This window comes from Rhodococcus sp. 05-2254-2, assembly GCF_002259095.1.
Classification (GTDB): Bacteria; Actinomycetota; Actinomycetes; order Mycobacteriales; family Mycobacteriaceae; genus Rhodococcoides.
Map to the genome: position 1 here is coordinate 346,197 of NZ_NOZJ01000004.1, position 25,920 is coordinate 372,116.

Genomic DNA, 25,920 nt, shown 5'->3' on the forward strand with positions numbered 1-25,920 from the left:
CACTCAACCACAGAAGATCGGTGGCCGCGCCCATACTATTGCCTGTGACGTCGGTCCGGACCGTTCCGTCGATCAGCGGTTCGAGTCGTTCGTCAGTGCCGAGGCAGCAGGGCGACCACGGTCGCAGCGGCAGCCGTGCCCGCCACGACGAACGGCCCCCACTGCAGAACGCCGCCGAGCAGCGCGGAGGCGTCGGACACGAAGGTCGAGAACGTGACTGCCGCTCCGATGGTCAGGATTCCGACCGCTCCCATCAGGACCTTCGACGACACCGCCGCGTTGCGCAGCAGATTCAGTGCGACGAATCCCAGCAGCACGAGCACCGCTGCTGCGGCACCACTGGACAGCAGCGTGGCCGAGGCGGTGTTGCGGACGTCGGCGGCACTTGCCGTCGAATCCTGCTGTGACACTGCAGTTTCGACGCCGGAGAGCACGGACTCCCAATTCAGCGCGATGACGGCGGCCAACGCGAGGATGAGAGCCGCTGTCAGAGTCCACAGCGCGCTCGCGCCCTTGGGTAGGACCGACCGAGATGGCTCCTGCCGTGGCCGCAGCGGTTCGACGGCAACATCGGGCCGCGGTGGTTGCGGACGGGGAGGCATGGGCCTCCGCGATGTCGGGTCGTTCTGTTCTTCGGCCACGGGCAGAAGTCTATCCGTCGGTGGGGGAGCTCTGCGGTCTCAGCGCAGCACCACCGGCACACCCTCGTACGGGCGCAGCGTCATCGGGAAACTGTTCAGTTCGTCCACCGTGGCGATCTCGTTGTCGTCCGATACATCGACGGCCGTGGTGCCGGGCACCAGGTGCTTCGACTGGATGGTCGCGCTGATCTCCTCGGACGAGAAGTTGAGCACCGTCGCCTGGATGGTTCCCTGCCCGAGTTCGTGCACCATCACCAGCAGACCCTTGTGCGAGACCGTCGGGATGTCGATCTGCTGGGCGGTGGCGATACCGAACTTCTTGCGCAACTCGATGATTCGCGCCAACTGGCGGGCGAACGACTGTGGATCCGCCAGCTGCTCCGGGAGCGAACCGTACAGGCTGCGCCCGCGGGGGATGCCGGATTCGGAGCGCACGGCCTCGGGGAAGTACCCCATCAGATCGTGTGCGCCGCGGTTGATCCAGCGGGTGTCGCCTTCGCGGATGAGGTCGTCGACCTCCTCGGCATCGATCGGCAGGATGCCCAGTAGATCCCAGCCGGACAGGGCGAACACGCCCGGTTGCAACGCGTTGTACATCGCGAGCAGCAGATGGGCCCGCTTGACCGTCTCGATGTCGCGCTCGTCCATCCGGTCCAGATCGCGAATGCCGAGCGACGCGGTGATCACACTTGCTGTGGTGCAAGCGATTCCGTTGGTGGTGAATGTCCGGTTGTACGGCGCCCAGCGCCCGGTGAGTCGATCGGTCAGCTCACCGCGGATCCGGTCGCCCAGATCGCTGCCCTTGACCGCCTCGCCGCCGTAGGTGAACTCGTCCTCGGCGTGCAGGGTGGCGAAGTGGATGAGCTCGAACGTCATCTCGTCGTGGTTCTGCAACGCGTGCACCAGAGACGCCGTGTCGACGCCGTGATCGCGCGCCAGAGTCATGGTGAGCCTGAGGAACTCGGTGTTTCCCATGACGAGCGCATGCTGGTAGGCCGGGCGATTGATGAAGTCGTACGACAGGTCGGCACCGTTTTCACCCATGGCCTTGATGTCGTCGATCGTCAGGTTCAACTCCTGGAAGGTGAACCCACCCATCTTGCGCACCACGCTGGCGATCAGGTGGTTCGCGGCCTCGGACAGCGGGTGGCCCTCGGACCAGCCCGGGCCTTCGGCTCGACGCTCGACACCGAGAAAACCGTTGGCGTCCAACCGCAATGCGCCTGCACCCAGATCGGCGATGGAATGGCACGCGTCGCCGATCACCAGTCGCATGCCGGCGAAGGAGGGATCGAGCCAGTTGATCGACGGCTGACCGGCCTTGAAGTAGTGCAGGTACACCCAGCGACGCTCGATGCCGTCGATGCCGACGACGGGAGGTGTTGCGCTCCAGTTGGTTTCCTTCACGCCGAGCTCGTAGAAGATCACGCGCTGCAGCTGGCCGATGATGTATCCGGCGCGGGCGAGATTGGCCTCGGCCTCGGCGTCGATGTTCTGCGAATCGGCACCGGCCCGCACACGTGGCAACAGATGCCAGTCCTGCGGTTCGATTTCGACCATGTGGTAGATGCCGGGGTAGTCCGCGACGGCCATCTCGGCGAGTCGGAAGTCCGCACCTTTACCGGTGTGGCCGGGCACGATGTCGTCGATCACGATGCCGTCGTACGCCGACGCCACCACGCAGAGGCGTCGGAACTCCTCTTCCGATCCGAACGCGGGGTCGATCTGCATGCCGATGCGGTCGAAGTGGCCGTCGACCGAGGGAGTCGGACGCCAACCGTGGATGCCGCCGGCCACCTTCACCGGGCCGGTATGCACTGCGGTGACACCGATTTCGGAAAAGGCCTGCCACAGCTTCTCGTCACCGAGTGTGCTCAGGAAGCTCGTCTGCGGGGCGTTGATCACCGAGATGGGATACGCGGTGAACCACACCGGTGCGCGCTCGACGGCGGCGCGAGGATCGGGGTCGGCATACGGGTTCTGCCACATGCTGCCCTTGCCCGAGAGTTGCTCGGCAATGAGCTTGGCGTCGCGCAGCATCGACTGTTCGGTGAGCCAGTCCACGTACTCGGGATTCGAGGCCACCGGTTCGCTGTCGGGTGTGGGGTTGCTGCTCCTGTTGGCGCGACGCACCGAAGGTCGAAGTGGTTTCGGCCGAGCCGGATAGAACTTCTCGTCGTAGGTGATCTCGCTCGGTTCGTGCTGCACTTCGGGATCCATGTGCCTCCGTAGCCTCGCTTTTCCTCAACCCTACGTAGGGCGCGGCCGATCCGCAGGGTTGTGGTTCCCCTGATCGGCAACCGGTGAAACCTGGCTCACCGACCGGTGAAACCTACTCCGAACTACATGGATGTGATTCGTCAGGGGCGTTTTCCTTCGATATGCGAACGTCATCGAATCGAGACCGCCTGGTGTGGAATGTCGGAATCCGATAGGACATAGTGAGTTGAGTACCAACTGACCCATCTGTCACATCAGACTCATGAGTCACATCCCCCTCAGCTACAGGAGTTGTTCATGCGACGTCTTGCCCGCACATCGATCCTGGCCTCGACGGCCGCTCTGGCCGCCGCCATCGGTGCGGTTGCCCTCGCACCGGCCGCATCGGCCGAACCTGCCCCCGAACCCGTCGGCCCGCTCGGCTCGGTGGTTCTCGAAAGCCCCGACCTGGTGGTGACCATGGCCGCCGTCTGCGACACCACGGTCGAGGACGCACCCGAGGGCGGCGTCGTCGCACTTCAGGTCAAGGTGGACAACGTCGGTGCGGACGACGCGTCGAACGTCAACGTCAACTACGGCGCACTGCCGGGCGTGCAGGGTCAGAACACCGAGACGACCATCGAGGCAGGCGAAGCCACCACGTACACCGTGCCGTCGGTCGATCGTGAATGGATGGCCCGCCCCGCCGGTGCCGCAGCCTTCGCCAGCGCACTCGATGCGAACTTCCTCGACAACATCACCGGTGGACTGCTCACCCACAGCTGCATCCCCGCCCCGGTCGAGGAGCCTGCCGAGTAATTCCCCCCGCAACACTTTCTCCCCGCTGCGCCGCGACGATCCTCGTGATCGTCGCGGCGTACTGCTGTGGAGGGGCTTCGCCCCACGTGCACGAAACCTCGTAGCAGGGGTCGAGTTTTCGCGCACATGCGGCGCAGCCGCTCCCCCGGGGAACAAATTTGCCACACCCTCCGTTGTGCAGGTCAGCAGCCTTGAGTGGATGAGGCTCAAGTTGGAAGTTGACGCGACAAGACGCGTTGTGCAAACTTGAGCGGAGTTCGCTCACCCAGGGACTGAACCCCAGCACTAACAGGAGGAAACATTATGGCTCGTGCGGTCGGTATCGACCTCGGGACCACCAACTCGGTCGTGTCCGTCCTCGAGGGCGGCGAACCGGTTGTCGTCGCCAACTCCGAGGGATCACGCACCACCCCGTCGATCGTCGCTTTCGCCAAGAACGGTGAAGTGCTGGTCGGCCAGCCCGCGAAGAACCAGGCGGTCACCAACGTCGACCGCACGATTCGCTCCGTGAAGCGCCACGTCGGCACGGACTGGACCGTGGAGATCGACGGCAAGAAGTACACCCCGCAGGAGATCTCCGCGCGCACGCTGCAGAAGCTCAAGCGCGACGCCGAGGCCTACCTGGGCGAGGAAATCACCGACGCGGTCATCACCGTTCCCGCGTACTTCGAGGACGCACAGCGCCAGGCCACGAAGGAAGCCGGCCAGATCGCCGGCCTCAACGTCCTGCGCATCGTCAACGAGCCCACCGCGGCAGCTCTCGCATACGGCCTGGACAAGGGCGACAGCGAGCAGACCATTCTCGTGTTCGACCTCGGTGGCGGCACGTTCGACGTCTCGCTGCTGGAAATCGGCGACGGCGTCGTCGAGGTCCGCGCGACGTCCGGCGACAACCACCTCGGTGGCGACGACTGGGACGAGCGCATCGTGACCTGGCTCGTCGACAAGTTCAAGGCTCAGAACGGCATCGATCTGACCAAGGACAAGATGGCGCTGCAGCGTCTGCGTGAGGCTGCCGAGAAGGCGAAGATCGAACTGTCCTCCGGGCAGAGCACCTCGATCAACCTCCCGTACATCACGGTCGACGGCGACAAGAACCCGCTGTTCCTCGACGAGCAGCTCAGCCGCTCGGAGTTCCAGAAGATCACCTCCGACCTGCTCGACCGCACTCGTGCGCCGTTCCAGGCAGTGGTCAAGGACTCCGGCATCGCCGTCAAGGACATCGACCACGTCGTGCTCGTCGGTGGTTCGACGCGTATGCCCGCCGTCTCCGAGCTGGTCAAGGAGCTCTCCGGTGGACGCGAGCCCAACAAGGGCGTCAACCCGGACGAGGTCGTGGCCGTCGGTGCTGCACTGCAGGCCGGTGTCCTCAAGGGTGAGGTCAAGGACGTTCTGCTCCTCGACGTCACGCCGCTGTCCCTCGGTATCGAAACCAAGGGTGGCGTCATGACCAAGCTCATCGAACGCAACACCACCATCCCGACAAAGCGTTCCGAGACCTTCACCACCGCTGACGACAATCAGCCCTCGGTGCAGATCCAGGTCTTCCAGGGTGAGCGCGAGATCGCCTCGCACAACAAGCTCCTCGGCTCCTTCGAGCTGACCGAGCTGCCCCCGGCTCCTCGCGGCGTCCCACAGATCGAGGTCACCTTCGACATCGACGCCAACGGCATCGTGCACGTCACGGCCAAGGACAAGGGCACCGGCAAGGAGAACACGATCAAGATCCAGGACGGCTCCGGTCTGTCCAAGGAAGAGATCGACCGCATGGTCGCCGACGCGGAAGCTCACGCAGACGAGGACAAGGCTCGTCGCGAAGAGGCCGAGGTCCGCAACCAGGCCGAGTCCCTCGTCCACCAGACGGAGAAGTTCGTCAAGGACAACGAGGACAAGGTCGACGCCGAGCTCAAGGGACGCGTCGAAACCGCCATCGCCGACGCCAAGACGGCTCTCGCGGGCAGCGACATCTCGGCAGTCAAGACCGCCGTGGAGAAGCTCTCGACCGAGTCGCAGGCTCTCGGCACCGCCATCTACGAGGCTCAGGCCAAGGAGCAGGGCGGCGCAGAGGGTGGCGCGCAGGCCGCTGACGACGGTGTCGTCGACGCAGAGGTTGTCGACGAGCCCGCCGACGACACGGACAAGAAGTGACGTCGGAGAACACCGAGCAGGAACCGGTCACTTTCGTGGACAAGCGAAAGATCGATCCCGAGACCGGTGAAGTACGGGAAGGTGACGCAGTTCCGGAGCCCCTGGTGGGCACCGGGGCTGCGCCCCAGCCCGACTCGGTGGACGAAGGGACCGTCGACGGCGACGTAGTGGAAGACCCGCGTGACACGCAGGTTGCAGAGCTCACCGCAGATCTGCAGCGCGTCTCGGCGGAGTACACCAACTACCGGCGTCGCACCGATCGTGAGAAGCAGACCGGAGCGGAGAACGCGAAGGCGTCCGTCGTCTCGCAGCTTCTTCCGGTTCTGGACGACCTCGAGCGAGCCCGCCAGCACGGCGACCTCGAAACCGGACCGCTCAAGGCAGTGGCAGACAAGTTGGCAGGGGTGTTCTCGAACATCGGCCTGACCACTTTCGGAGCCGAGGGCGACGCCTTCGACCCGGCCATCCACGAGGCCGTATCCCACGAGGGCGACGGCAGCAGTCCGGTCGTCGGAACGCTGATGCGTCCGGGCTACAAGCTCGGCGAGCGCGTCCTGCGGACCGCGATGGTCGGCGTCGTGGACAGTGCAACACAAGAATCGGATGCACCCGCGTCCGACGAGCAGTAGAGAAATAGCGCGAGAGGAGGAAACGCCCGGTGAGCCAGCGGGAGTGGATCGAGAAGGACTTCTACAAGGAGCTGGGCGTTTCCTCCAGCGCGACTGCAGAAGAGATCAAGAAGGCGTACCGAAAGTTGGCCCGGGACAACCATCCCGACGCCAACCCCGGTAACGCCTCGGCCGAGAACAAGTTCAAGGCGGTCAGTGAGGCGCACGCCGTCCTCGCCGACCCGGCCAAGCGCAAGGAATACGACGAAGCACGAAAGCTGTTCGCCTCCGGTGGTTTCGGTAACCGTGGCGGAGGTGGATTCTCGCCCGGCGCAGGCGGATTCGGCGGCGGTGGACAGACCTTCGACGTCGGCGACATCTTCGGCCAGGGCGGCGGCGACGGCGGAATCGGTGACCTGTTCGGTGGCCTGTTCAACCGCGGCGCGCAGCAGCGTCCGCAGAACAATCGGCCCCGACGCGGCAGTGACGTCGAAACCGAGACCTCGCTGCAGTTCCGTGAAGCGGCACAGGGCGTCACGGTCCCCCTGCGGTTGACCAGCCCGTCCTCGTGCACCACCTGCCACGGCAGCGGCGCGAAGCCCGGAACCAGCCCGCGGGTGTGCCCCAAATGCAACGGCCAAGGCGTCGTCAACAGAAACCAAGGCGCGTTCGGCTTCAGTGAGCCGTGCGACGACTGCCGCGGTACCGGATCCATCATCGACGACCCGTGCGTCGACTGCCGCGGCACCGGAGTGCAGAACCGCACCCGCACCATCACCGTGCGCGTCCCGGCCGGCATCAGCGACGGCCAGAAGGTCCGGCTCGCCGGTCAGGGCGAAGCCGGCTTGCGCGGAGCACCGTCCGGCGACCTGTTCGTCACCGTTCGGGTCAAGCCCGACAAGGTGTTCGGCCGAACAGGCGACGACCTGACGGTGACCGTTCCGGTGAGCTACGGAGAACTGGTGCTCGGCACCACGCTGTCGGTGCCCACCCTCGAAGGGCGAGTCGGAGTGAAGGTGCCACCGGGCACCGTCGACGGCCGAGTGCTGCGTGTGCGAGGCCGCGGTATCCCGAAGAAGTCCGGTACCGGCGACCTGATGGTGACCGTCAAAGTTGCCGTCCCGCAGAAACTCGACGATGCTGCTACCGACGCTCTGAAGAACTATCTGGAAGCCGAGAAGGCCAGCGGATTCGACCCGCGGGCCGGGTGGGCAGGTGTGTGATGTCGGTCCCTCCCGAGGGCGGATCCGCGAAAGCTGGTGGCGGGCAAGCTGATCCCGACGCCCAGGTCTTCGTGATCTCCGTCGCGGCACAGTTGGCAGGTATGCACGCGCAGACGCTGCGTACCTACGACCGGCTCGGGCTCGTCACCCCGCATCGCACCACCGGCGGCGGTCGACGCTACTCGCCGCGTGACGTCGCACTGCTTCGCGAAGTGCAGCGACTCTCCCAGGACGAGGGCGTCAACCTCGCCGGCATCAAGCGCATCATCGAACTGACCAATCAGGTCGAGGCACTGCAGGCCCGGGTCTCCGAGCTGGCTCAGGATCTGGCCAACGTGCACGCCAGCTATCGCCGCGACCTGGTGCCAATTCAACGCAACGCCCTGGTGGTCTGGAAACCGCGCCACCAGCGCTGAATTCGAGGGTTCGCCCTTCACCGTTCACCCCCAACTGTTCGCAAAAGCGCGCGCGTTCGTCAGGTGCGCGCGGATTCGCCGGTGATCGGTCGCTATTCCGCGCGCGTTCGGCAAACGCGCGCGCTTTTGCGGCGTCGACCGGGGGCGTCGGCGGGGGCGAACCTGGCGTCGACTGGGCATCTGAGGTGGGGTCGATCCGCGGGTGTTGAGCCCGGGTCTCTGCTGCACACGTCCTCGCACACGCGCGCGCGTTCGTCAGGTGCGCGCGGATTCGCCGGCGATCGGTCACTATTTCGCGCGCATTCGGCAAACGCGCGCGCTTTTGCGGCGTCGACCGGGGGCGCTTTTGCGGCGTCTACCGGGGGCGCCCGGCGTCGACCGGCCTCCCACCGGCGTCGGCGGCGAACCTCCCGCACCTCGACCGGCCTCGACCGGGGCGACGGCATCGACCCCCGCGCGTGTGTGCGAGGTATTTCGCGTCGGCCCCTATCCTGGTTCACATGCAGGCGTGGAGTTCGACGGTTGTTCAGTATCATCGCCTTCGGAACGATCTTGCGGTGATCAGACTCGAAGGCGATGCTGTGCCGTTTCAGGCAGGCCAGTCGGTGTCGGTCACGGTTCCCCAGAACGCTGCTCTGACGCGGCGATACTCACCGGCGCTGCCGCCTTCGCGAGACGGGAAGCTGGAATTCCATGTTCGAGCCGTTCCGGCCGGTTGGGTGAGCGGTTCGATCGTCAACGAGACGCGGCCCGGTCATGTGTGGCAGATCAGCGATCCGCAGGGCAGTCTGCATGTCGACGATTCGGGGCGCGACGTCGTGATGATCGCGGGCGGTACCGGCCTCGCTCCGTTGCGTGCAATTCTGCTCGACCTCACGCGCCGCCCACAGCCACCGAACGTGACGCTGTTCGTCGGCGGCAAGTCGCCACGTGATCTGTATGCCGGCGACATGCTGTGGTTGATGGCGGCGGAGTTGCGGTGGTTGACGGTGGTACCCGTCGTCGACCAACTGCACGAGCCGTGGGCGTCGGATCGATGGAACGACCGCATTCATGCCGAGATCGGTTCCAGCGCAAAGTTTTTCGAGCCCGAGCATTGTTGGGAGGGCAGTGTGGCCGACGTCGTCGCCACGCAGGGGCCGTTCCCGGACCGCCAGATTCTGGTCTGTGGCTCGCCGGGAATGGAAGCGGCGACCGTGCGCGCGCTCGTCGAGATCGGCACACCACTCGACGCCATCCGCCGCTGAAGCGGGAAGCCCAGCAATCAGGGCAGCTGCAGAATCCGTCGTAGATGCGCCAGGTCTTCGGCGGATACCGTCGTGAATTCCGGCGGCGGGGCGTCGGCGATCGCTCGGGCCTTCGCGGCGAGCCGGCGTCCGGCATCGGTGAGTCCGATGATGCGGCGTCGGCGATCGTCGGGATCCTCGGTGCGCATCACCAAGTCGCGTTTCTCCAGCTCGCGAACGTTGAGGGATATGTACGGCGCATCGGACGCAAGAATCTCGGCCAACTCGGTCACCGTCCGATCGCCCGTGAGCAACTTGGTGAGCAGCTTGGCTCGCAGGAAGCTCATCCCGGTGGCGTCGGCGACGGCTCGGCGGGTGTCGTGCTTCTCGAGCATCAACGCGCGCATCTCGCGCCAGACGAGGGCTGCCTCCGAGTCGTTCATACGAGCACCGGTTGGTCGATTCGGTCGGCGGTCGAGCGGGCCCACCTGCCGGTGGTGACCACTGCGAGCACGGTGACGACCACGCCCGCGCCCGCGATGACGAACCATGCCGGAATTGCTGCGGCGGTGAAGCCGTCGGAGATCTCGCCGACGATGCTCGCCGTGACGATGGATCCGACGACGGCCACGCCGAGCGATTGACCCACCTGCCTGCTCGTCGACGCGATGGCGGATGCCACTCCGGCCTGACTGCGCGGCATTCCGGACACCGCGGTGTTGGTGATCGGGGCGTTGACCATGCCGAAGGATATTCCGAAAATCACGTACGCCACCGCAAGCCACGCGAACGACGTCGTCGGAGTCAGGCGGGTGAGCATCAGCGCCGAGGCGACGAAGCCGATTCCCGCGACGAGCAGTGGAATGCGCGCTCCCAGGGTGCCGACGATACGACCGGAGATCGGCGCGAAGATCAGCGTCATCAACGCCATCGGCAGCGTGTACAGACCGGCGTGCAGTGGTGAGTATCCGCGCACGTCCTGCAGGTAGAGGGTATTGAGGAACAGGAACCCGCCGAGGGACGCGAACGCGCACACCGCGATCACCGTCGCTCCGCTGAACGGCGCGCTCCGGAAGAACTTCAGTTGGATGAGCGGTTCCTCGACTCGCGACTCGACCACCAGCAGCCCGACGAGAGAGCCGACGGCGACGCCACCGGTGAACACGATCAGCGGCGATCCCCACCCCTTCGCGGGACCTTCGATGATGGTGAACACCAGGGACACGAGGAACGCGAAGATGAGGAACTGGCCGGCCGGATCGAACTTGCGTGAGTGGTCGGCCTTCGATTCCGGGACGAATTTCAGTGTCATCGCCAGAGCGAAGATCCCGACGGGGACGTTGATCCAGAAGATGGACTGCCAGCCGGCACCGGTGACGAGGATGCCGCCCAGCGCCGGGCCCGCCGACATCGAGATTCCGACGACGGCACCCCACATTCCGATGGCTCCGGCACGTTCTTTCGGATCGGTGAAGGTGTTGGTGATGATCGACATCGCGACAGGATTCATCATCGAGCCGCCGACGGCCTGCAGCATGCGGAAGGCGATGAGCCAACCGAGCGACGGTGCGACGCTGCACAGCAGGGAGCCGAGGACGAACGTTCCGGTGCCGATCAGAAAGAAGCGCTTGCGGCCGTACTTGTCGGCCATCGAGCCGCCGAGCATCAGCAGTGATGCCACGACCAGCGTGTATGCGTCGATGATCCACTGCAGACCCGATACCGATGCATTCAGATCTGCGCGCATCGACGGCAGCGCGACGTTGACGATCGTGTTGTCGGTGCTGACGAGAAACAGACTCAAGCAGCAGATGCCGAGCACGAGATACCGGTGTCGTCGAGTCAACTCGGCCACGTTCACCTCCGCGATAATGCTTGTACTTCTATAACTATTACATGAGTACTCCTAAATTGTTCGACGAGCAAGTGAGATGCGGGCAGGGCGCGCCCGATAGGGTGTGTGTCACAGACTTGCTCGATTCCGAATTGCTTGCTCGGTGAATGGAGAACAACAGTGGCTTCCGAGATCGCACCAGGCGACCTGGTTCAGGCGTCCGGTCACGCAGGCCCGTGGAAGGTGCTCGAGATCCGTCAGGGTCTGGCGTTGCTCGAGCATCACGACGGCCATCGGTTGTCGGTACGCACCACCACGGTCGAGGTGGTGCGGAAGGCGTCGAGCAGTGAAGGTTCGGCACGGCAGGCCGAGGCGGAGACCGACAGTCCCTCACTGTTCGACGAGAGCTGACCTACCTCCTCTTGCCGTCGACGGCGTATTTCTGGCGTAGCGACTTCGAGACCTGCTTGTACTCGCGCAGCTTCTCGCTGCGCGCTCGAGCGTCGTGCCTCGAGGTCGACCAGGCATTCTCCCGCAACAGTTTTCGGTAGTTGCCCAACCTTCTGTCGGTGAGCTGACCCGCATCGACAGCGGCGAGCACCGCACAGCCGGGTTCGTGTTCGTGCGCGCAGTCACCGAACCGACACGACGCGGCCAGCTCTTCGACGTCGGAAAAGGCGCTCGCCACAGCGTCTTCCGATCCCTGTACGCCCACGGAACGCAAACCCGGGGTGTCCAGCAGCACCAGGCTCGAGGAAGGGATCGGCACCAATTCCCGGTGCACCGTCGTGTGCCTGCCTTTGCCGTCGGTCGACCGGGTGGCACCGGTGGCGAGAACCGAACCGCCCAACAGGGCGTTGCCGAGTGTCGACTTTCCGGATCCCGACGGCCCGATCAGGGCGACCGTGCCGCGCAGATATGCTGCCAACGAGTCGATTCCGCCGTCCGACACCGCACTGGTGCTGCACACGGTGACGCCCGGCGCGGCGGCCAGCAGTAGCTCTTCGGCGACGCTTCCGCTGTCGGTCTTGGTGATCGCGACGATGGGAACAGCGCCGCTGCCCCAGGCGAGGGTGATGTAGCGCTCGACGCGACCGAGGTCGAGGGCGGTGTCCGACGCCACCGTGACGACGACGGTGTCGACGTTGGCTCCGAGAACCTGTGTGTCGGAGGTGGATCCGGCGGAGGCGCGTTCGATGGCCGTGCGGCGAGGGAGGGTAGCGGTGAGCCTGAACGAGTCCAGTGTCACCCAATCTCCGGTGCAGATACCGGTGCCGGTGCAGCGGACGATGCCGCTGTCGGTGACGGCGTCGAATTCACCTCGGTCGACGCGAACGACGCGGGCGAGAGTTGTTTTCTGGGAGAGCTTTTCGAATTCGGTCAGCCAGTGCTGATCGAGGCCGTAGTGGTCGAGTGGAGACATGCGAGGTCCTTGGGGGAGGAGGAACGGGGGCTCGGGTCCGTCGATGTCCGGGTGGCCACGATGCCACCTCCTCACTGTCTCGATGCACGAAAAAACCGTCGACGGCAAAGTAGCAGCCGTCGACGGTGTCGGGAAAGCAATTTATCGGCTGAGGTTGGTGCCCTCCGCCGGCGCTGCGAGTGCGGTCAGGAAGGAGCGGGCCCAGCGATCGACGTCGTGCGCGAGCACCTGCCTGCGCATGGCACGCATGTGGCGTTTGCCTGCCTCGGGTTCCTGCTCCAGTGCGCCGATGATGGCGTCCTTCACGCTGTCCAGGTCGTGTGGGTTGCACAGGTACGCCTGGCGTAGTTCTGCTGCGGCACCGGTGAATTCGCTGAGCACCAGAGCGCCACCGAGGTCGCTGCGGCAGGCCACGTACTCCTTGGCGACGAGGTTCATGCCGTCACGCAGCGGAGTGACCAGCATGACGTCGGCAGCGACGAAGTAGGCCAGCAGATCGTCGCGGGGGATCGGCCGGTGCAGATAGTGCACCACGGGATGACCCACCTGGCCGTACTCGCCGTTGATCCGGCCCACTTGCTGCTCGATTTCGCCGCGCATGGCGACGTAGCTCTCAACGCGTTCCCGGCTGGGTGTCGCCAACTGCACGATGACGTTCTCGGCGGGATCGACGCGGCCCTCTTCGAGCAATTCGCGGAACGCGTTGAGCCGAACGTCGATTCCCTTGGTGTAATCGAGTCGATCGACGCCGAGCATGATGCGCTTCGGGTTGCCCAGATCCTTGCGCAGTTGCTTCGCGCGATCACGGACGGCCTTGGAGCGAGACTTGGTGTCGAGGTCACCGGAATCGATGGAGATCGGGAACGCGCCGACTCGCACGGTTCGGAAGCCGACCTGCACGACGCCCAGCTTGGACCGCACTCCGACGGTTCCGCGGGACGTGGTTCCCCCGGCGAGGCGTCGGGCAAGGTAGAGGAAGTTCTGCGCGCCGCCGGACAGATGGAAACCGATGAGGTCGGCACCGAGCAGCCCTTCGACGATCTCGGTGCGCCACGGCATCTGCATGAACAGCTCGATCGGCGGGAACGGGATGTGCAGGAAGAACCCGATAGTCAGGTCGGGGCGTAGCATCCGCAGCATCTTCGGAACGAGCTGGAGCTGGTAGTCCTGGATCCACACCGTCGCGCCCTGTGCTGCAGCCTCGGAGGTCTTCTCGGCGAAGCGGCGGTTGACTTCGACGTAGGCGTTCCACCAGTCGCGGTCGTACTCCGGCTTGACGATGACGTCGTGATAGAGCGGCCACAGCGTCGCGTTGGAGAAGCCCTCGTAGTACTGGGTGTATTCCTTCTCGCTGATCGTGACCGGACGCAGTTGCAGGCCGTCCTCGACGAACGGCTCGACGTCGATGTCCGAGACACCGACCCAACCCACCCAGGCACCCTTGTTGGCGCGCAGGATCGGTTCGAGAGCGGTGACCAACCCGCCGGGGCTTCGCTTCCATCGGGTGCTTCCGTCCGGAAGCTTTTCCAGATCGACCGGCAACCGGTTGGCTACGACGACAAAATCCGAACCCTGCGAGGCGTCAGCCACAACTGTCCAATCCGCTTGTAGATCTCTGGGGGAGCCAGTCCTGCGAAGGTGCTACTCGCTTTCGCCCTTCACAACAGGATCTATACCCAACATCGACAGCAACATGCGGCATTCGTCGGCATCGGTCGCGTAGGCCGCGACGACGCGCTGAGCCTGGCTGGCCGTCTCGTACTCGAGTGGGACGATGTCTTCGTCGGCGATGTCGTTGTCGGTCGAAGTCTTGGCAGGCATGGTGTTCTCCGTACTCTCTGCTGGGCTTACACGGTGTTCGTTGGTCCCGACTCTATGTAAATGTGGCGTCCCATCGCCACTTCCCGATGCCATAGGCTGCAGCAAATGACCGATTCTGTGCCGCTCCGCCATGCTCGGACAGTGGTGGAGGAGCCTTCTCCGGCCACCGGCTCCGCGATTCTGCGACGCACCGTTCGACGGCATCGCGCCCGACTGATCGTGTCGTCGCTGCTGTTCGGAGTGCATCAACTGTGCGAAACGATGGTCCCGGTGGCGATCGGACTCATCGTCTCGCGGGCCATCGACACCGGTGATGTGACGGCGATGATCGTCTCGCTGGTCGGTCTGGCGGCCTTGTTCGTCACCCTGTCGTATGCGTGGCGGATCGGTGCCCGCATCATCGTCGTCGCCATCGAGCGGGAGGCGCATCTGGTGCGCGTGGAGGTCGCCGGTCGTGTCCTCGATCCGCGGGGTGTACGTACCGAGCTGTCGGCGGGGGAGTTGCTGACGGTCTCGACGTCCGACGCCGAGAAGGAGTCCTGGATCCTCGATCTGATCGCGCGGGTCTTCGCGTCGGCCGTGGCGGTCGTCGCATCGGCTGTGGCGTTGTTGATCATCGATGTTCCCCTGGGCCTTGCCGTCGTGATCGGGACCCCGGTCATCTTGATCGCGCTGCAGCGCCTCGCTCCACTGCTCACCCGCGCAGCCACCGCCCAGCAGGCCCGGATCGCCGGTGTGTCGGGTATGGCCACCGATCTGGTCAGCGGTGTCCGGCCGCTGCGTGGCATCGGTGCCGAGAACGCCGCGACCGAGCGATTCGTGACGTCGAGCCGAACGGCATTGGCGGCGACTCTGAAGCTGGCTCGCGCGAACAACGTCTATCAGGGCTTCTCGGCAACGGTCAACGCGTTGCTGGCCGTCGGGATCGCCGGTACCGCCGGCTGGTTCGCGCTGCAGGGCCGAATTTCGGTCGGTGAGTTGATCACCGTCATCGGCCTTGCCCAGTTCGTCATCGAACCCCTGACCGGGTTGGCGAGAATCCCCGGCGTCGTGGCGATGGTGCGCGGATCGGCCGACCGACTCGCCCTGGTGCTCGGTGCGGAACACGTTCTGCCGCAGTCTGAATCCGCGGTGCCCGCGGGGACCGATCTCGACATCGACGGCGTTCGATTCCGATCGCTCGACGGCCTCACCTTCCGGGCAGAACCGGGCGAGATGCTCGGCGTGGTCGCCTACCGACCGCAGGACGGGGAGGCGCTCGCCGCGCTGCTGTCCGGGCAGATCTCCGACGCCGACTACACCGGAACTGTTCGCGTCGGCGGCATTCCGGCGGGGAAGATCGATCTTCGACGCGCCCGCGAGACCGTTCTCGTCGAGCCGCACCTCACCGACCTGTTCGCCGGAACCGTCCGCAGCAACGTCACCGCCGGGCGGGAGCGGCCCGACGCCGAACTCGACCGAGTGCTCCAGGCATCCGCGGCCACCGACGTCGTCGAATTGCACGAGGCCGGTCTCGATCACGCCGTCACCGACCGCGGAGCCAGCCTGTCCGGCGGCCAACGCCAGCGAGTGGCGTTGGCGCGAGCGCTGTCGGTCGACGCCCCGGTCCTGGTACTGCACGACCCCACTACCGCCGTCGACGCCGTCACCGAGCACGCCATCGCCCGCGGCATCGCCGAGCTCCGGCACACCGAAAGAACCTCGCAGACAACGATCCTCATCACCACCAGCCCTGCGCTGCTGTCGGTGACCCATCGCGTTCTCGTCGTCGACGACGGCCGCGTCGTCGCCGAGGGAACGCACCACGATCTCGCGTCCTCGGACACGCAGTACAAGGACGCGGTGCTGCGATGACCACCCCCGAACTTCTTCCGATCGCCACCGGAGCCCGATCCGGTCGCTGGTTGCTGGAACAGCTGAAACTACGACGGGTGCGTACGGCGGTCACGCTGCTCCTCGGCGCACTTGCGGCGGCGATGTCGCTGGTGCCGGTCTACGTCTTCGGGGTCCTGGTCGACCGCGTCCGCGACGGGGCCGACTCGTCGACGATCATCGGGGTCGTCGTCGTGATCTCGGTGGCCGCGGTGATCGGCGGCATCGTCACCGGTTTCAGCGGCTACCTCATCAGCACGTTGGGTGAGGGCATCCTGGCGTCGCTGCGCGAGGCCGTCGTGCGCCGCGCGCTGCATCTGCCGGTGGCCACGCTCGAGCGAGTGGGCAAGGGCGACTTGCTCTCCCGGGTGGGCGACGACGTCGCGGTGATGGCCAAGTCGATCGGTGAGGTGATCCCGCAGCTCGTCGGCGCGTTCCTGCTCGTGTGCCTGAGCATGATCACGATGCTCGGCATCGACTCGCGGCTGGGCCTGGCGGGGCTCGTCGCGCTGCCGATGTACGTCCTCGCGCTGCGCTGGTATCTGCCCCGCTCGGCACCGAAGTACGCGGCCGAACGCGTGGCGATGGGCGAGCGAGCGCAGTCGTTCGTCAGCAGCATGCAGGGCGCGAAAACCGTTCGTGCGTACGGGCTCGAGTCGGCGCATCTGAAAGAGATCGATCGGGCGTCGGCGAAGGCCCGCGACATCGGTGTCGATGTGTTCCGCTTGTTCACCCGATTCGGATCTCGAAGCAATCGCGCCGAATGCGTCGGACTCTCGGTGATCCTGTTGGCCGGATTCTTGCTGGTGCGAGGCGATCACGTCACCGTCGGTGAGACGACCGCTGCGGCGCTGCTGTTCCACCGACTGTTCAATCCGATCGGCACCCTGCTGTTCACGTTCGACGACATCCAGTCCGCGGGAGCCTCGTTGGCCCGGCTCGTCGGCGTCATCGACATCCCCGACGAGCGACCCGTCGGCGACGGTTCCGTGCCGTCCGACGCCGCCTTGGACGTCACCGATCTGCGGCACGAGTACGAGTCCGGCCACGAGGTTCTGCACGGAGTGAACCTGCGGGTCGACGCAGGCGAGACCGTCGCACTCGTCGGATCCACCGGCGCAGGCAAATCCACGATTGCAGCGATTGCGGCCGGCTCGATGGCGTCGACATCGGGGACAGTTCGTGTCGGCGGCGCATCACTGGATGCGCTGGGCAGTGAGGGCCTGCGGCGACACGTCGCGATAGTCAGCCAGGAAGTGCACGTGTTCGCCGGCCGATTGATCGACGACGTGTTGCTTGCCGCCCCGGATGCCGGTCGTGACGACGTCGAAGCCGCACTACGCACCGTCGGTGCCTGGTCGTGGGTCGAGGCGCTCGAGAACGGCCTCGATACCGCCGTCGGCGAGGGCGGACACCAGTTGACCGCGGCTCAGTCGCAGCAATTGGCCTTGGCGCGACTGGTTCTCGCCGACCCGGCCGTCGCGGTGTTGGACGAGGCCACCGCGGAGGCGGGCAGTTCCGGTGCGCGAGATCTCGAAGCTGCGGCCGAGGCAGCGACGAGGGGGCGCAGCACGTTGATCGTCGCGCATCGGCTGACTCAGGCCGCTGCCGCCGACCGCGTGGTGGTCCTCGAACACGGCAGAATTCTGGAACAGGGTCCGCACGAGGAGCTGGTCGCGGCCGGTGGACGATACGCACAGCTGTGGGAGGCGTGGCAGGGTCGCTGATTGATTTAGCAATTTGCCTAAAGCTATTAGGTTTGGTTACGGTGTCCTCGAAAGAACGAGGAGGCCGGTATGGCACGCGCAGGATTGACCGCGCAGCGCATCGTGGCGGCAGGAGCGGATCTGGCCGATGAGGTCGGCTTCGATCGCGTCACCGCCAGTGAGCTGGCCAGACGCTTCGATGTCAAGGTGGCGAGCCTGTATTCGCACCTGAAGAACGCGCACGAGTTGAACGTCGGGATAGCGCTGCTGGCGTTGGAGGAACTGGCCGATCGGGTGTCCGAGGCGCTGGCAGGCCGAGCGGGCAAGGACGCATTGGTGGCCGTCGCCAACGCGTATCTCGGTTATTCGCGGGAGCACCCCGGTCGCTATGCGGCGACGCAGTTTCCACTCGATCACGAGACTGCTCTTGCAAGTGCGGGAGTGCGTCACTCGGCAATGATGAAAGCGATCCTCCGGGGGTACGACCTCGGCGAAGAGGATCAGGTACACGCAGTTCGATTGCTCGGCAGCGTGTTTCACGGCTATGCCAGCCTCGATGCGTCGGGCTCGTTCGGTCACAGTGCGCCCGATTCGCAGCAGTCCTGGGCCCGCATCCTCGACGGAATCGACACACTCTTACAGCACTGGAGGCAGTGACATGGAACCGATCTCCGAGCGCGACATCAGGTCGTCGTTCGTCAACTCGTCCAAGGGGGACGCCGGAAGGCTCTCCCTTCCCGAGATGTTCGACGCGGTGCCGTGGAGCGATCTCGACTTCTTCGGTTGGGTCGACCCCAAGCTTGCCGGGAGGAGCTACATCGTCGTTCCCTCCGGGGATTGCCTGCGTGGAATTTCGTTGCGCTACAAAGTCGGTGGGCCACGCACAGCGCAGATGTGCAGCATCTGCCTCACCACACACGCGAACGGTGGCGTCTCGTTGATGGCTGCCGCGAAAGCAGGCGAATCCGGCAGGCGCGGCAACACGGTGGGTACCTACATCTGCTCTGACCTCGCGTGCTCGCTCTACGCGCGAAAGAAGAAGACCCCGGCGTTGGGCCGTCAATTCAAGGAAGACTTCGATGTCGAGACCCGCACCGCGGCAGTGGAAGACAACATTGCTGCGTTTCTCGCCCGCGTCCTCGATTGATCAAGTGGTGGGCGGCGAGCGCGCGCCCCAATTGACGACTGCGCGCCCATACTCTGATGCGAGTAGGGGCGCGCAGTCGGCAAAAAGGGTGTGAGGTCCTGCCGGAGATCGGTAATTCGCCGACAGTACCGAAGTCAGTCCTTGTTCTTCTCTGCGATGAACAGCTTCTCGATGCGCTCCGCCTCGTCCTTCTTGGCGGCGGCCTCGTCGGAACGCTCGGCGGCCTCGGCCAGTTCGGCCTCGGACGGCGCGGCGGCCAGCTTCTCCTGCTTGTCGACCTGAGCCTGCTGCGCCTTCTTGCGATCCTCTGCGGCCTTCGCGGTGGCAGCGGCCTGCTCGTCGGCCTTCTTCTTCTTGGCGGCGGCTTCACGCTCGGCATCCTGAGCGGCCTCGCGCTTGCGTTGCTCGGCCTCCTGGCGGGCGTCACGTGCGGATTCCTGGGCGGCGGCGTCGGCTGCGCGGCGATCCTTCTCGGCGGTCTCGCGAGCCACCTTCAGTTCGTCGTTGGCTGCGGCCTTCTTGGCCCGAGCCTCGGCGTCGAGGCGCGCTGCTTCGGCACGGTTCTCGGTGCTGTCGACCAGGGTTTCGCCGCGATCGGCGAGTCCCTTGTCTCCCAACAGGTTTCCGACGGCACGGTCCAGTGAACCGAGCGTGTGCTCGTACACCAGGCGCACGGGTGATTCCGCATTCATCTTCTCGACCACGTTGGTCTCGATGAGCTGCAACGGAATTCGAGCGATCTTGTACTGGATGCGAAGAATGGTCATCGGTATGGCTAGGACACTCATGAAACGAAACTCCTGTTTTGCAGTAGTGGTTCAGGCCTGGTTGCGGAGCTCTTCGGCCTTCTTGCGATCGGCCTCGGCCTGACGAAGCGCCTCCTGGTGCTTCTGTGCGGCCACCATTTCGTCGGAGTCCGCGGCAGCCTGCTCGATGCGCCGGTCCTCTTCGGCCTCGATCTGCTCGGCGGTCGCGTCGACCTCAGCGGCAGCGCGCTCCTGCGCTATGGTCTCGCGCTTGTTCTGCTCGGCCGCGACCACCTGCGTCTCACGCACCCGATCTGCCTGCGCCTCGGTGACCGCGGCGTTCTCCTCTGCGGCCTCTCGGCGGCTTTCGGCTGACGTGCGAACGTCGGCCAGTTCCTCGGCGGCTTCGGTGGCCTGCGCTTCGGCGACCCGCTCCGTAGCCTGGGCCTCCTTGTGTTCACGAGCCTGAGCAGCCTGTAATTGGCCCTCGGCCGTCAACGAGTCGTTGCCGGTCACCGCGCCCACGACCTCTTTGGCCTTGCCCTTGATTCCGTCGAGCAATCCCTTGCGTGCTTCGCCCGCTACGTTCTCGTCAGTCATGTAACACCAGGTACCCACTGGCTGTTCGAGTAACCCCGTGTCGGTGTCGGACGATACGATCCCCGACGGACGAATCAGCAGTAAGGAGACGTATGCCTATCGCCAAGATCAACGGCATCGACCTGAACTACCAGGTCAAGGGCAGTGGAGACCTGGTAGTTCTGATCATGGGCACCGGTAGCCCGGGCCGTGTGTGGGAGCTGCATCAGGTGCCCGCTCTCACAGCAGCGGGATACCGGGTGTGCACTTTCGACAATCGCGGCATCGCGCCGTCGTCGGAGAGCACGCACGGCATCACCATGGAGGACATGGTCGCCGATACCGCCGGCCTGATCGAGCTCGTTCGCAACGGTGACGAGAAGGCCTACGTCGTCGGAACGTCGATGGGCTCACGCGTCGCGCAGGAGCTTGCTCTGAGCAGGCCGGATCTGGTTCGTAAAGCGGTCTTCCTCGCCGGCCACGCCCGAGTCGACGAATTTCAGAAGACTCTCGCCAACGGCGAGCGAGCGCTGTACGACAAGCGCGTCGAGCTCCCGGGAACCTACTCGGCTGCGGTGACAGCGGTGATGAACCTGTCGCCTGCGACGTTGCGTGATTCTCGCGGGGCACGCGACTGGCTCGACCTGTTCGAGTTCTCCGCCTCCTCGCCGTCCGCCGGCGTGCGCGCTCAGCTGGGCATGGAGGACGATTTCGATCGAACTGCGGCCTACCGCGGCGTGTCGGTGCCGTGTCTGTCGGTCGGATTCGCCGACGATCGGATGATCCCGCCGTACTTGGGCAAGGAACTGGCCGACGCCATTCCCGGTGCTCGGTACGTCGAGATAGCGGACGCCGGGCACTACGGATATCTCGAGCGCCCCGAGGCCGTCAATGCGGAACTGCTCGGCTTCTTGAAGGCCTGACGGCACCACGGCTCGACCTGCGTTGCTAGGGTCGTGTGGCACCTCACGGTGCAGACTTACCAACCAAACGTTCGCGACGAGTGAGGCGAGATGAGTACCAACCCGTTCGATGACGAAGACGGACGCTTCTTCGTGCTGGTCAACGACGAAGACCAGCATTCGCTGTGGCCGACGTTCTCCGAGGTCCCTCAGGGATGGCGTGTCGTCTTCGGTGAAGACACCCGCGCCGCGTGCTTGGAGTACGTCGAGAAGAACTGGACCGACATGCGTCCGCGCAGCCTGCGTGAGGCCATGGAGGCCGACGCTGCTGCACGCGCATCCGCTGAGGGAACCCCCAGCACAGAGGCCTGAGCTCCGCCTCTTACGAAGGACTCGTACCGCGCCGCCGACGAACAGTCGGTCGGCGCGGTTCTTCTGTGCGGCGAAGCGTCGGGCGCAGTAGTTCTTCCGTGCGCGCGATGATGCGTGGTCGACGCAGGGTGCGGGCACCCCACTCACCCAAAGTCACACCGGCGGCCAGGCCGCAGCCGACGCCGAACGCCGCGAACAACGAGCTGATGCCGAGCAGTAGCTGGTCGTTGAGGATCGCGTACAGACCTCGGTACAGCGCCAGGCCGGGGAGCAGGGGAGTGATGCCTGCGACGGCGACGATCAACGGTGGAATCAGCGCACGACGAGCCAACAGACCACCTGCGAATCCGACGACGGTGGCAGCGATGGCCGAGGCGATGATCGGCCCCACGTTGAGCGTTTGCGAGAGCAGATACACCAGCGATCCCGCGAAGCCGCCCATGAAGGCAGCCGTCAACGCACGACGCTCGGCGTAGCAGGCCAGTGCATAGAACAGCGACGCTGCTGCGCCGGCGATCACCTTGGTGGGGACCTGCAGGATGTCCGGTGGGGCCAGGTTGCTGATCTGCGGCAGATCGCTGCCGATCAGCGCGGCCAACCGCAGAGATGTCGCGACGCCTGCGATGATGCCGCCGGTCATCATCAACACTTCGAAGAATCTCGACACCGCCGTGATCGGGGCCCCGGTGATCGCGTCCTGCACCGAGCCGACGAGCGAGAGGCCCGAGAGCAGCACGATCACCCCGGCCGCGATGATCTGCGACGGCGAGATACTGATGTTCAGTTGGTCCTGGAAGTTGTAGAGCGTGATCGCCGGTGTCGCCGCCACGAAGCCGCCGACAACCTGCTGGAAGAAGAACGGCAGGCCCGCACGGTTGAGGACGCGGCCGATGCGATCGATCACCATCGTCGTCAGGAAGCTGACCACAGCCACCAACGCGCCACCGCCGAGCAACACACTGATGGCCGCAGCCATGCCCGACCACGCCAGCGTCGCAATCCACCGGTTGTACGGGTGCGGAGCCTTGGTGATCTCGTCGAGTCGCTCGAGCGCCGCGCTCGGCGGCACCATCTTCACGCGCACGGCGCGAATGAGACGGTCGACCTCGGCCAGCCGCGTGAAGTCCATCGAGCGGTAATGCACGATGCGCATCGTCGACGCCGGAGGACGCGTCGGGCCCCGGTGAGCACTGAGGGTGATCGAGTTGTACGTGACATCGACATCGCATCGCGCGAGGCCGTACGTCGCGGCGATGTACTGCACCTGAGTCGCCGTATCCATCGCTGCCGTGCCCGAGGCCAACAGCACTTCGCCGACGCGAACCGCGAGGTCCAGCACCTCCGCAACCGACGCATCGTCGGTCAGATCGATCGGACGTAGGGGCGACGGTGCTGCGGTCGGCGTATCGATGGTGGCCCGACGCTCACCGGTGAGACGGCTCAGCGAAGCCGTCAGGTCTTGCAGGAAAGTCATGACCGTCTTTACACGTTGCTGGGGTGATCCACGGACAAGGTACCTGTTGTTACTGAGCGTCCGATGAACGGATATGCTGGCTTCGCTTCACTGCCTCCTTAGCTCAGCGGTAGAGCACTCGCCTTGTAAGCGAGCGGTCAACGGTTCAATCCCGTTAGGAGGCTCCACCGAAAATCGGGCCTGACCTGGCCCTTTGTGTTATCTCTAATGAGTTTCATTGCCGACTAGGCAAGCTCGGTGTCACAGAGTGTCACAACTGCTTCAAAACTCGCCGGAACAGCGCCTGGTGAGTCCGCCTGCTCCTTGGTGGACGGTCGCGGACGAACGCCGGTCAACTCGCATCATCGGATGGCTCGTCACGACGTCGGACGAGTGACTGCAACGTATCGGCCGCGCCCAGTAGCGCTTGGTTCTGGGAGTGGACATAGGTGCGCATCGTGAAGGCGTTGTCCGAATGCCCCAGCCACGCCGAGATCACGGCAATAGGCACACCTTGAAGGTGCAGCAGAGTCCCGCACGTGTGACGCGCGTCGTGGAGACGTATGTCGGACACCTTGCTGTCGATGCATAGCCTGCGCCAATAGTCGCTGACCGTATCGGGATGAAATGGTCGCCCGACAGCGTCGGACACGACGTACGTGCCGGGGCCGACGTAGCTCGAACTCTTTCGTTCCACACCCTGCAAGCGGTGTGCAGTTTCGAGTGCGGATTTGAGGGCTGGCGTGAGGGGAAGCGTGCGCTTGGACTTTTCTGTCTTCGGCGGACCCTCTACGACGCGTCCATTGACCGAGACTCGCGTGTTGTTGATTGTCAGGCTGCCGGCGTGAAGATCGACATCGTTCCACCGAAGCCCGCACAGTTCACCGCGTCTTAGGCCGCTCAGCGCAAGCAACCAGGCGTGCCCGTTCCGGTCGGCCGTCGATGCCTCCAGGAGGCGTTGCACTTCGTCTTCCGTGAATGTCTGCATCTCGACGTGCACACGGGGCGCGCGGTCAACGAGCGCGGCAACGTCTCGTACCAATCGCCCTTCTCGCATCAGCCCGGTGAGGACCGCGCTTACAAGGTTGAGCATCGGATTGATCGAAGTGGCCTTCCACGGACGTCGCAGTTGGCCATCGGGTTTGACCGAGCTGCCGGCCAACAGATCGTTCACTAAAGCGTCCAAGTGACCCTTGGTCAACTTCTGCACCGCTAGCCCGCCGTAAGTATCGCGCAGCGGTTGAAGGGCATGGGTATACGCGGCTTTTGTGGACTCTCGTATGCGTCGTCCGGCAAGCCATTCAGCGCAGGCCTCTTCGACCGTGGTAGTCGACGAGGGAACGAATGTTCCCTTCGAGACTTCCTCGAGTACCTTGGAAAAGGCTGCGCGAGCGTCCTTCTCCGTATGAAATCGACGACGCAACTGTGTTCGCTTCGATGCCCTGGTGCCGGTGGAGTCGGCAACACCAGCGTCGACGGTCATTTGATACCGCAACTCTGTACTGCCGGTAGACCGATTGGTGACGTAGATCTTCTTGATCTGTGGCGGCAGTTGCTGCCTAGCCATCCTCTTCGTCCTGTGTGTTCATGCCCACCAGTTGGTCTGTGTTGTGGTTTGTGTCATTGGCGGTCCGCCGTAGTCCTACCATTCAGGCTTCAGCGGGCCGGAGCCCGCAGGATCCGGTTCGGCGAGCGCAGTCTGGTGACCAGTCACGCCACGTGTCCCGTGTTGTTTGTGGAATGCCTCTTCAAGACAAGTCCTCAGACTCCGACTGACCGTCGGTGCCATTGTCAATCGCCGTTGTAGTGAGCGCGTCCTGGGCCGTCATCGATGAAGGACTGAAAACCGTTCTTCCGATCTTTCGTGTCGAAGATGTCTACGAATAAGCGTTCCTCGATCTGCAGCCCCACAGCGAGGTCAACTTCCATTCCGAGGTCAATGGCACGCTTCGAATGGGAGATTGCCATAGAAGCGGCCCCGCTGAACTGTCTCGCCCACGCGAGTGCAGTGCCGAGGACGTCGTCGGGCGCGACAACTTCGTCGACGAGTCCGAAGTCGAGTGCCTCGGTAGCCTCGATCACCCGGCCGGTGAAGATCAGTTCCTTGGCCTTCGATGGTCCGATCAAGCGAGCAAGTCGCTGTGTGCCCCCGCCTCCCGGCATGATTCCGAACTTGGTTTCGGGGAGCCCGAGCTTCGCGTTCGCGGCGGCAATACGTCGGTCGGCCCCTAGACACAGCTCGAGACCGGCACCGACAGCCAGACCGGTGATTGCCATGACCGTCGGCTTGCCGATGTCCGCAATTGCACCGAGATGTCGTTGAAGGCGGCGGGCATCCGCGCGTAGTTCAGCCGAGGTCATGGAGTGCAGCTCCTTGATGTCGGCTCCGGCCGCGAGAGTTTTCGGACCGCCGTACACCACTACGGCGCTTATATCGGAGCGTCGGTTTGTCTCCTCGGCCGCGGCGGCGATCTCCATCTGTACTTGTCGGCTGAGCAGATTGTGCGGCGGCCGGTCGATGCAGATGATTCCGACTCCGGTGTGATCCTCTGGCGTCTGGAGTTTCACGAATTGGGTCATAGTTTCCTTGCGTCAAAGACCGAGGTTGCACCAGCTACGTTGAAGCAATGCGGATGCTGGTGCCGATCGATCGACTGAGAGTGTTTGCTAGCGGCCTTTCTTGATTGCCTCGAACACCTTCGGGTCGACGAGGGTGGAGACGTCGCCGAGTTCGCGGCCCTCGGCCACGTCGCGCAGTAGGCGACGCATGATCTTGCCGGATCGC

General features: G+C 64.6%; 25 protein-coding genes and 1 tRNA gene. 14 read left to right on the forward strand and 12 right to left on the reverse strand.

From position 1 onward, the window contains the following. Nucleotides 1-92: 92 nt before the first annotated feature. Nucleotides 93-641, reverse strand: coding sequence for a hypothetical protein (locus CH283_RS07695; protein ID WP_141215218.1), 549 nt, complete (start codon nt 639-641; stop codon nt 93-95). Between the two features lie 39 nt (nt 642-680). Continuing rightward, nucleotides 681-2,861, reverse strand: a complete 2,181-nt coding sequence (treS, locus tag CH283_RS07700) for a maltose alpha-D-glucosyltransferase (RefSeq protein ID WP_094640828.1) — start codon at nt 2,859-2,861, stop codon at nt 681-683. 297 nt (nt 2,862-3,158) lie between these two features. Between treS and CH283_RS07705 the strand changes: the two genes are divergently transcribed. The 6 genes from CH283_RS07705 (at nt 3,159) to CH283_RS07730 (ending at nt 9,301) form a co-directional block, all read left to right on the forward strand. Next, nucleotides 3,159-3,659: a Pro-kumamolisin, activation domain family protein gene (locus CH283_RS07705; protein ID WP_094640829.1), complete on the forward strand. Its 501-nt coding sequence runs from the start codon at nt 3,159-3,161 to the stop codon at nt 3,657-3,659. A 303-nt stretch (nt 3,660-3,962) separates the two neighbouring features. Continuing rightward, nucleotides 3,963-5,807: a molecular chaperone DnaK gene (gene dnaK, locus CH283_RS07710; protein ID WP_032376212.1), complete on the forward strand. Its 1,845-nt coding sequence runs from the start codon at nt 3,963-3,965 to the stop codon at nt 5,805-5,807. Next, nucleotides 5,804-6,436, forward strand: a complete 633-nt coding sequence (gene grpE, locus CH283_RS07715) for a nucleotide exchange factor GrpE (protein WP_094640830.1) — start codon at nt 5,804-5,806, stop codon at nt 6,434-6,436. Before dnaK ends, grpE begins: the two co-directional genes overlap by 4 nt. A 29-nt stretch (nt 6,437-6,465) precedes the next feature. Continuing rightward, nucleotides 6,466-7,638 carry a molecular chaperone DnaJ gene (gene dnaJ, locus CH283_RS07720; RefSeq protein ID WP_068055903.1) on the forward strand — a complete coding sequence of 391 codons (1,173 nt, stop codon included), beginning with the start codon at nt 6,466-6,468 and terminating at the stop codon, nt 7,636-7,638. Then, the gene (locus CH283_RS07725) at nt 7,638-8,054 is read left to right on the forward strand and encodes a heat shock protein transcriptional repressor HspR (RefSeq protein ID WP_045196872.1); all 417 of its coding nucleotides are present in this window, start codon (nt 7,638-7,640) and stop codon (nt 8,052-8,054) included. Before dnaJ ends, CH283_RS07725 begins: the two co-directional genes overlap by 1 nt. A gap of 500 nt (nt 8,055-8,554) precedes the next feature. Then, on the forward strand, nt 8,555-9,301 hold the full coding sequence (locus tag CH283_RS07730) for an FAD-binding oxidoreductase (protein ID WP_068055909.1): 747 nt from the start codon (nt 8,555-8,557) through the stop codon (nt 9,299-9,301). A gap of 17 nt (nt 9,302-9,318) precedes the next feature. On the opposite strand, the gene CH283_RS07735 is transcribed toward CH283_RS07730, so the two are convergent. Together CH283_RS07735 and CH283_RS07740 are read right to left on the reverse strand one after the other, a co-directional pair. Then, nucleotides 9,319-9,723 (reverse strand): MarR family winged helix-turn-helix transcriptional regulator, encoded by a 405-nt coding sequence (locus tag CH283_RS07735; protein ID WP_176460197.1) that lies wholly within the window; start codon nt 9,721-9,723, stop codon nt 9,319-9,321. Then, nucleotides 9,720-11,135 carry an MFS transporter gene (locus tag CH283_RS07740; RefSeq protein WP_094640876.1) on the reverse strand — a complete coding sequence of 472 codons (1,416 nt, stop codon included), beginning with the start codon at nt 11,133-11,135 and terminating at the stop codon, nt 9,720-9,722. Before CH283_RS07740 ends, CH283_RS07735 begins: the two co-directional genes overlap by 4 nt. A gap of 159 nt (nt 11,136-11,294) precedes the next feature. Here CH283_RS07740 and CH283_RS07745 point away from each other — a divergent pair, with 159 nt between their 5' ends. Continuing rightward, nucleotides 11,295-11,525, forward strand: a complete 231-nt coding sequence (locus CH283_RS07745; protein ID WP_032376217.1) for a hypothetical protein — start codon at nt 11,295-11,297, stop codon at nt 11,523-11,525. A gap of 1 nt (nt 11,526) precedes the next feature. Here CH283_RS07745 and rsgA read toward each other — a convergent pair whose 3' ends face one another. The 3 genes from rsgA to CH283_RS07760 form a co-directional block, all read right to left on the reverse strand. Further along, nucleotides 11,527-12,537: a ribosome small subunit-dependent GTPase A gene (gene rsgA / locus CH283_RS07750; protein WP_094640832.1), complete on the reverse strand. Its 1,011-nt coding sequence runs from the start codon at nt 12,535-12,537 to the stop codon at nt 11,527-11,529. Between the two features lie 141 nt (nt 12,538-12,678). Continuing rightward, on the reverse strand, nt 12,679-14,127 hold the full coding sequence (locus tag CH283_RS07755) for an alpha,alpha-trehalose-phosphate synthase (UDP-forming) (RefSeq protein ID WP_094640833.1): 1,449 nt from the start codon (nt 14,125-14,127) through the stop codon (nt 12,679-12,681). 51 nt (nt 14,128-14,178) lie between these two features. Further along, nucleotides 14,179-14,358 (reverse strand): hypothetical protein, encoded by a 180-nt coding sequence (locus CH283_RS07760; RefSeq protein ID WP_068055931.1) that lies wholly within the window; start codon nt 14,356-14,358, stop codon nt 14,179-14,181. Nucleotides 14,359-14,463: 105 nt separating this feature from the next. Here CH283_RS07760 and CH283_RS07765 point away from each other — a divergent pair, with 105 nt between their 5' ends. The 4 genes from CH283_RS07765 (at nt 14,464) to CH283_RS07780 (ending at nt 19,083) form a co-directional block, all read left to right on the forward strand. Continuing rightward, nucleotides 14,464-16,212, forward strand: coding sequence for an ABC transporter ATP-binding protein (locus tag CH283_RS07765; protein WP_176460198.1), 1,749 nt, complete (start codon nt 14,464-14,466; stop codon nt 16,210-16,212). Further along, nucleotides 16,209-17,957, forward strand: coding sequence for an ABC transporter ATP-binding protein (locus CH283_RS07770; protein ID WP_094640834.1), 1,749 nt, complete (start codon nt 16,209-16,211; stop codon nt 17,955-17,957). Before CH283_RS07765 ends, CH283_RS07770 begins: the two co-directional genes overlap by 4 nt. A 69-nt stretch (nt 17,958-18,026) precedes the next feature. Further along, nucleotides 18,027-18,593: a TetR/AcrR family transcriptional regulator gene (locus CH283_RS07775; protein ID WP_094640835.1), complete on the forward strand. Its 567-nt coding sequence runs from the start codon at nt 18,027-18,029 to the stop codon at nt 18,591-18,593. 1 nt (nt 18,594) lies between these two features. Next, on the forward strand, nt 18,595-19,083 hold the full coding sequence (locus CH283_RS07780) for an FBP domain-containing protein (RefSeq protein WP_094640836.1): 489 nt from the start codon (nt 18,595-18,597) through the stop codon (nt 19,081-19,083). Between the two features lie 134 nt (nt 19,084-19,217). On the opposite strand, the gene CH283_RS07785 is transcribed toward CH283_RS07780, so the two are convergent. Further along, nucleotides 19,218-19,871, reverse strand: a complete 654-nt coding sequence (locus CH283_RS07785) for a hypothetical protein (protein ID WP_094640837.1) — start codon at nt 19,869-19,871, stop codon at nt 19,218-19,220. A 30-nt stretch (nt 19,872-19,901) separates the two neighbouring features. Next, entirely contained in the window at nt 19,902-20,429 is a 528-nt protein-coding gene (locus CH283_RS07790) for a general stress protein CsbD (RefSeq protein WP_068055948.1), read from the reverse strand. A gap of 92 nt (nt 20,430-20,521) precedes the next feature. Between CH283_RS07790 and CH283_RS07795 the strand changes: the two genes are divergently transcribed. Continuing rightward, entirely contained in the window at nt 20,522-21,331 is an 810-nt protein-coding gene (locus CH283_RS07795; RefSeq protein ID WP_068055951.1) for an alpha/beta fold hydrolase, read from the forward strand. 90 nt (nt 21,332-21,421) lie between these two features. After that, nucleotides 21,422-21,682, forward strand: coding sequence for an MbtH family protein (locus CH283_RS07800; protein WP_008710007.1), 261 nt, complete (start codon nt 21,422-21,424; stop codon nt 21,680-21,682). A 10-nt stretch (nt 21,683-21,692) separates the two neighbouring features. On the opposite strand, the gene CH283_RS07805 is transcribed toward CH283_RS07800, so the two are convergent. Continuing rightward, nucleotides 21,693-23,156, reverse strand: a complete 1,464-nt coding sequence (locus CH283_RS07805; RefSeq protein WP_094640838.1) for a threonine/serine ThrE exporter family protein — start codon at nt 23,154-23,156, stop codon at nt 21,693-21,695. A gap of 92 nt (nt 23,157-23,248) precedes the next feature. On the opposite strand from CH283_RS07805, the gene CH283_RS07810 reads away from it, so the two are divergent. Next, nucleotides 23,249-23,323 (forward strand) — tRNA-Thr (locus CH283_RS07810). Nucleotides 23,324-23,487: 164 nt separating this feature from the next. On the opposite strand, the gene CH283_RS07815 is transcribed toward CH283_RS07810, so the two are convergent. Then, nucleotides 23,488-24,618 carry a tyrosine-type recombinase/integrase gene (locus CH283_RS07815; protein WP_255183132.1) on the reverse strand — a complete coding sequence of 377 codons (1,131 nt, stop codon included), beginning with the start codon at nt 24,616-24,618 and terminating at the stop codon, nt 23,488-23,490. 308 nt (nt 24,619-24,926) lie between these two features. Further along, nucleotides 24,927-25,715, reverse strand: coding sequence for an enoyl-CoA hydratase/isomerase family protein (locus tag CH283_RS07820; protein WP_094640840.1), 789 nt, complete (start codon nt 25,713-25,715; stop codon nt 24,927-24,929). Nucleotides 25,716-25,920 lie beyond the last annotated feature (205 nt).

What these genes read in the sequence shown, in the direction of transcription:
- CH283_RS07785 (WP_094640837.1), bottom strand. Translation starts at nt 19,871, where the DNA reads ATGAGTGTCCTAGCCATACCGATGACCATTCTTCGCATCCAGTACAAG.
- CH283_RS07705 (WP_094640829.1), top strand. Translation starts at nt 3,159, where the DNA reads ATGCGACGTCTTGCCCGCACATCGATCCTGGCCTCGACGGCCGCTCTG.
- CH283_RS07775 (WP_094640835.1), top strand. Translation starts at nt 18,027, where the DNA reads ATGGCACGCGCAGGATTGACCGCGCAGCGCATCGTGGCGGCAGGAGCG.
- treS (WP_094640828.1), bottom strand. Translation starts at nt 2,861, where the DNA reads ATGGATCCCGAAGTGCAGCACGAACCGAGCGAGATCACCTACGACGAG.
- CH283_RS07765 (WP_176460198.1), top strand. Translation starts at nt 14,464, where the DNA reads ATGACCGATTCTGTGCCGCTCCGCCATGCTCGGACAGTGGTGGAGGAG.
- CH283_RS07805 (WP_094640838.1), bottom strand. Translation starts at nt 23,156, where the DNA reads ATGACTTTCCTGCAAGACCTGACGGCTTCGCTGAGCCGTCTCACCGGT.
- CH283_RS07730 (WP_068055909.1), top strand. Translation starts at nt 8,555, where the DNA reads ATGCAGGCGTGGAGTTCGACGGTTGTTCAGTATCATCGCCTTCGGAAC.
- CH283_RS07800 (WP_008710007.1), top strand. Translation starts at nt 21,422, where the DNA reads ATGAGTACCAACCCGTTCGATGACGAAGACGGACGCTTCTTCGTGCTG.
- CH283_RS07760 (WP_068055931.1), bottom strand. Translation starts at nt 14,358, where the DNA reads ATGCCTGCCAAGACTTCGACCGACAACGACATCGCCGACGAAGACATC.
- CH283_RS07770 (WP_094640834.1), top strand. Translation starts at nt 16,209, where the DNA reads ATGACCACCCCCGAACTTCTTCCGATCGCCACCGGAGCCCGATCCGGT.
- dnaK (WP_032376212.1), top strand. Translation starts at nt 3,963, where the DNA reads ATGGCTCGTGCGGTCGGTATCGACCTCGGGACCACCAACTCGGTCGTG.
- CH283_RS07790 (WP_068055948.1), bottom strand. Translation starts at nt 20,429, where the DNA reads ATGACTGACGAGAACGTAGCGGGCGAAGCACGCAAGGGATTGCTCGAC.
- CH283_RS07780 (WP_094640836.1), top strand. Translation starts at nt 18,595, where the DNA reads ATGGAACCGATCTCCGAGCGCGACATCAGGTCGTCGTTCGTCAACTCG.
- CH283_RS07725 (WP_045196872.1), top strand. Translation starts at nt 7,638, where the DNA reads ATGTCGGTCCCTCCCGAGGGCGGATCCGCGAAAGCTGGTGGCGGGCAA.
- rsgA (WP_094640832.1), bottom strand. Translation starts at nt 12,537, where the DNA reads ATGTCTCCACTCGACCACTACGGCCTCGATCAGCACTGGCTGACCGAA.
- CH283_RS07815 (WP_255183132.1), bottom strand. Translation starts at nt 24,618, where the DNA reads ATGACCGTCGACGCTGGTGTTGCCGACTCCACCGGCACCAGGGCATCG.
- CH283_RS07735 (WP_176460197.1), bottom strand. Translation starts at nt 9,723, where the DNA reads ATGAACGACTCGGAGGCAGCCCTCGTCTGGCGCGAGATGCGCGCGTTG.
- CH283_RS07795 (WP_068055951.1), top strand. Translation starts at nt 20,522, where the DNA reads ATGCCTATCGCCAAGATCAACGGCATCGACCTGAACTACCAGGTCAAG.
- CH283_RS07820 (WP_094640840.1), bottom strand. Translation starts at nt 25,715, where the DNA reads ATGACCCAATTCGTGAAACTCCAGACGCCAGAGGATCACACCGGAGTC.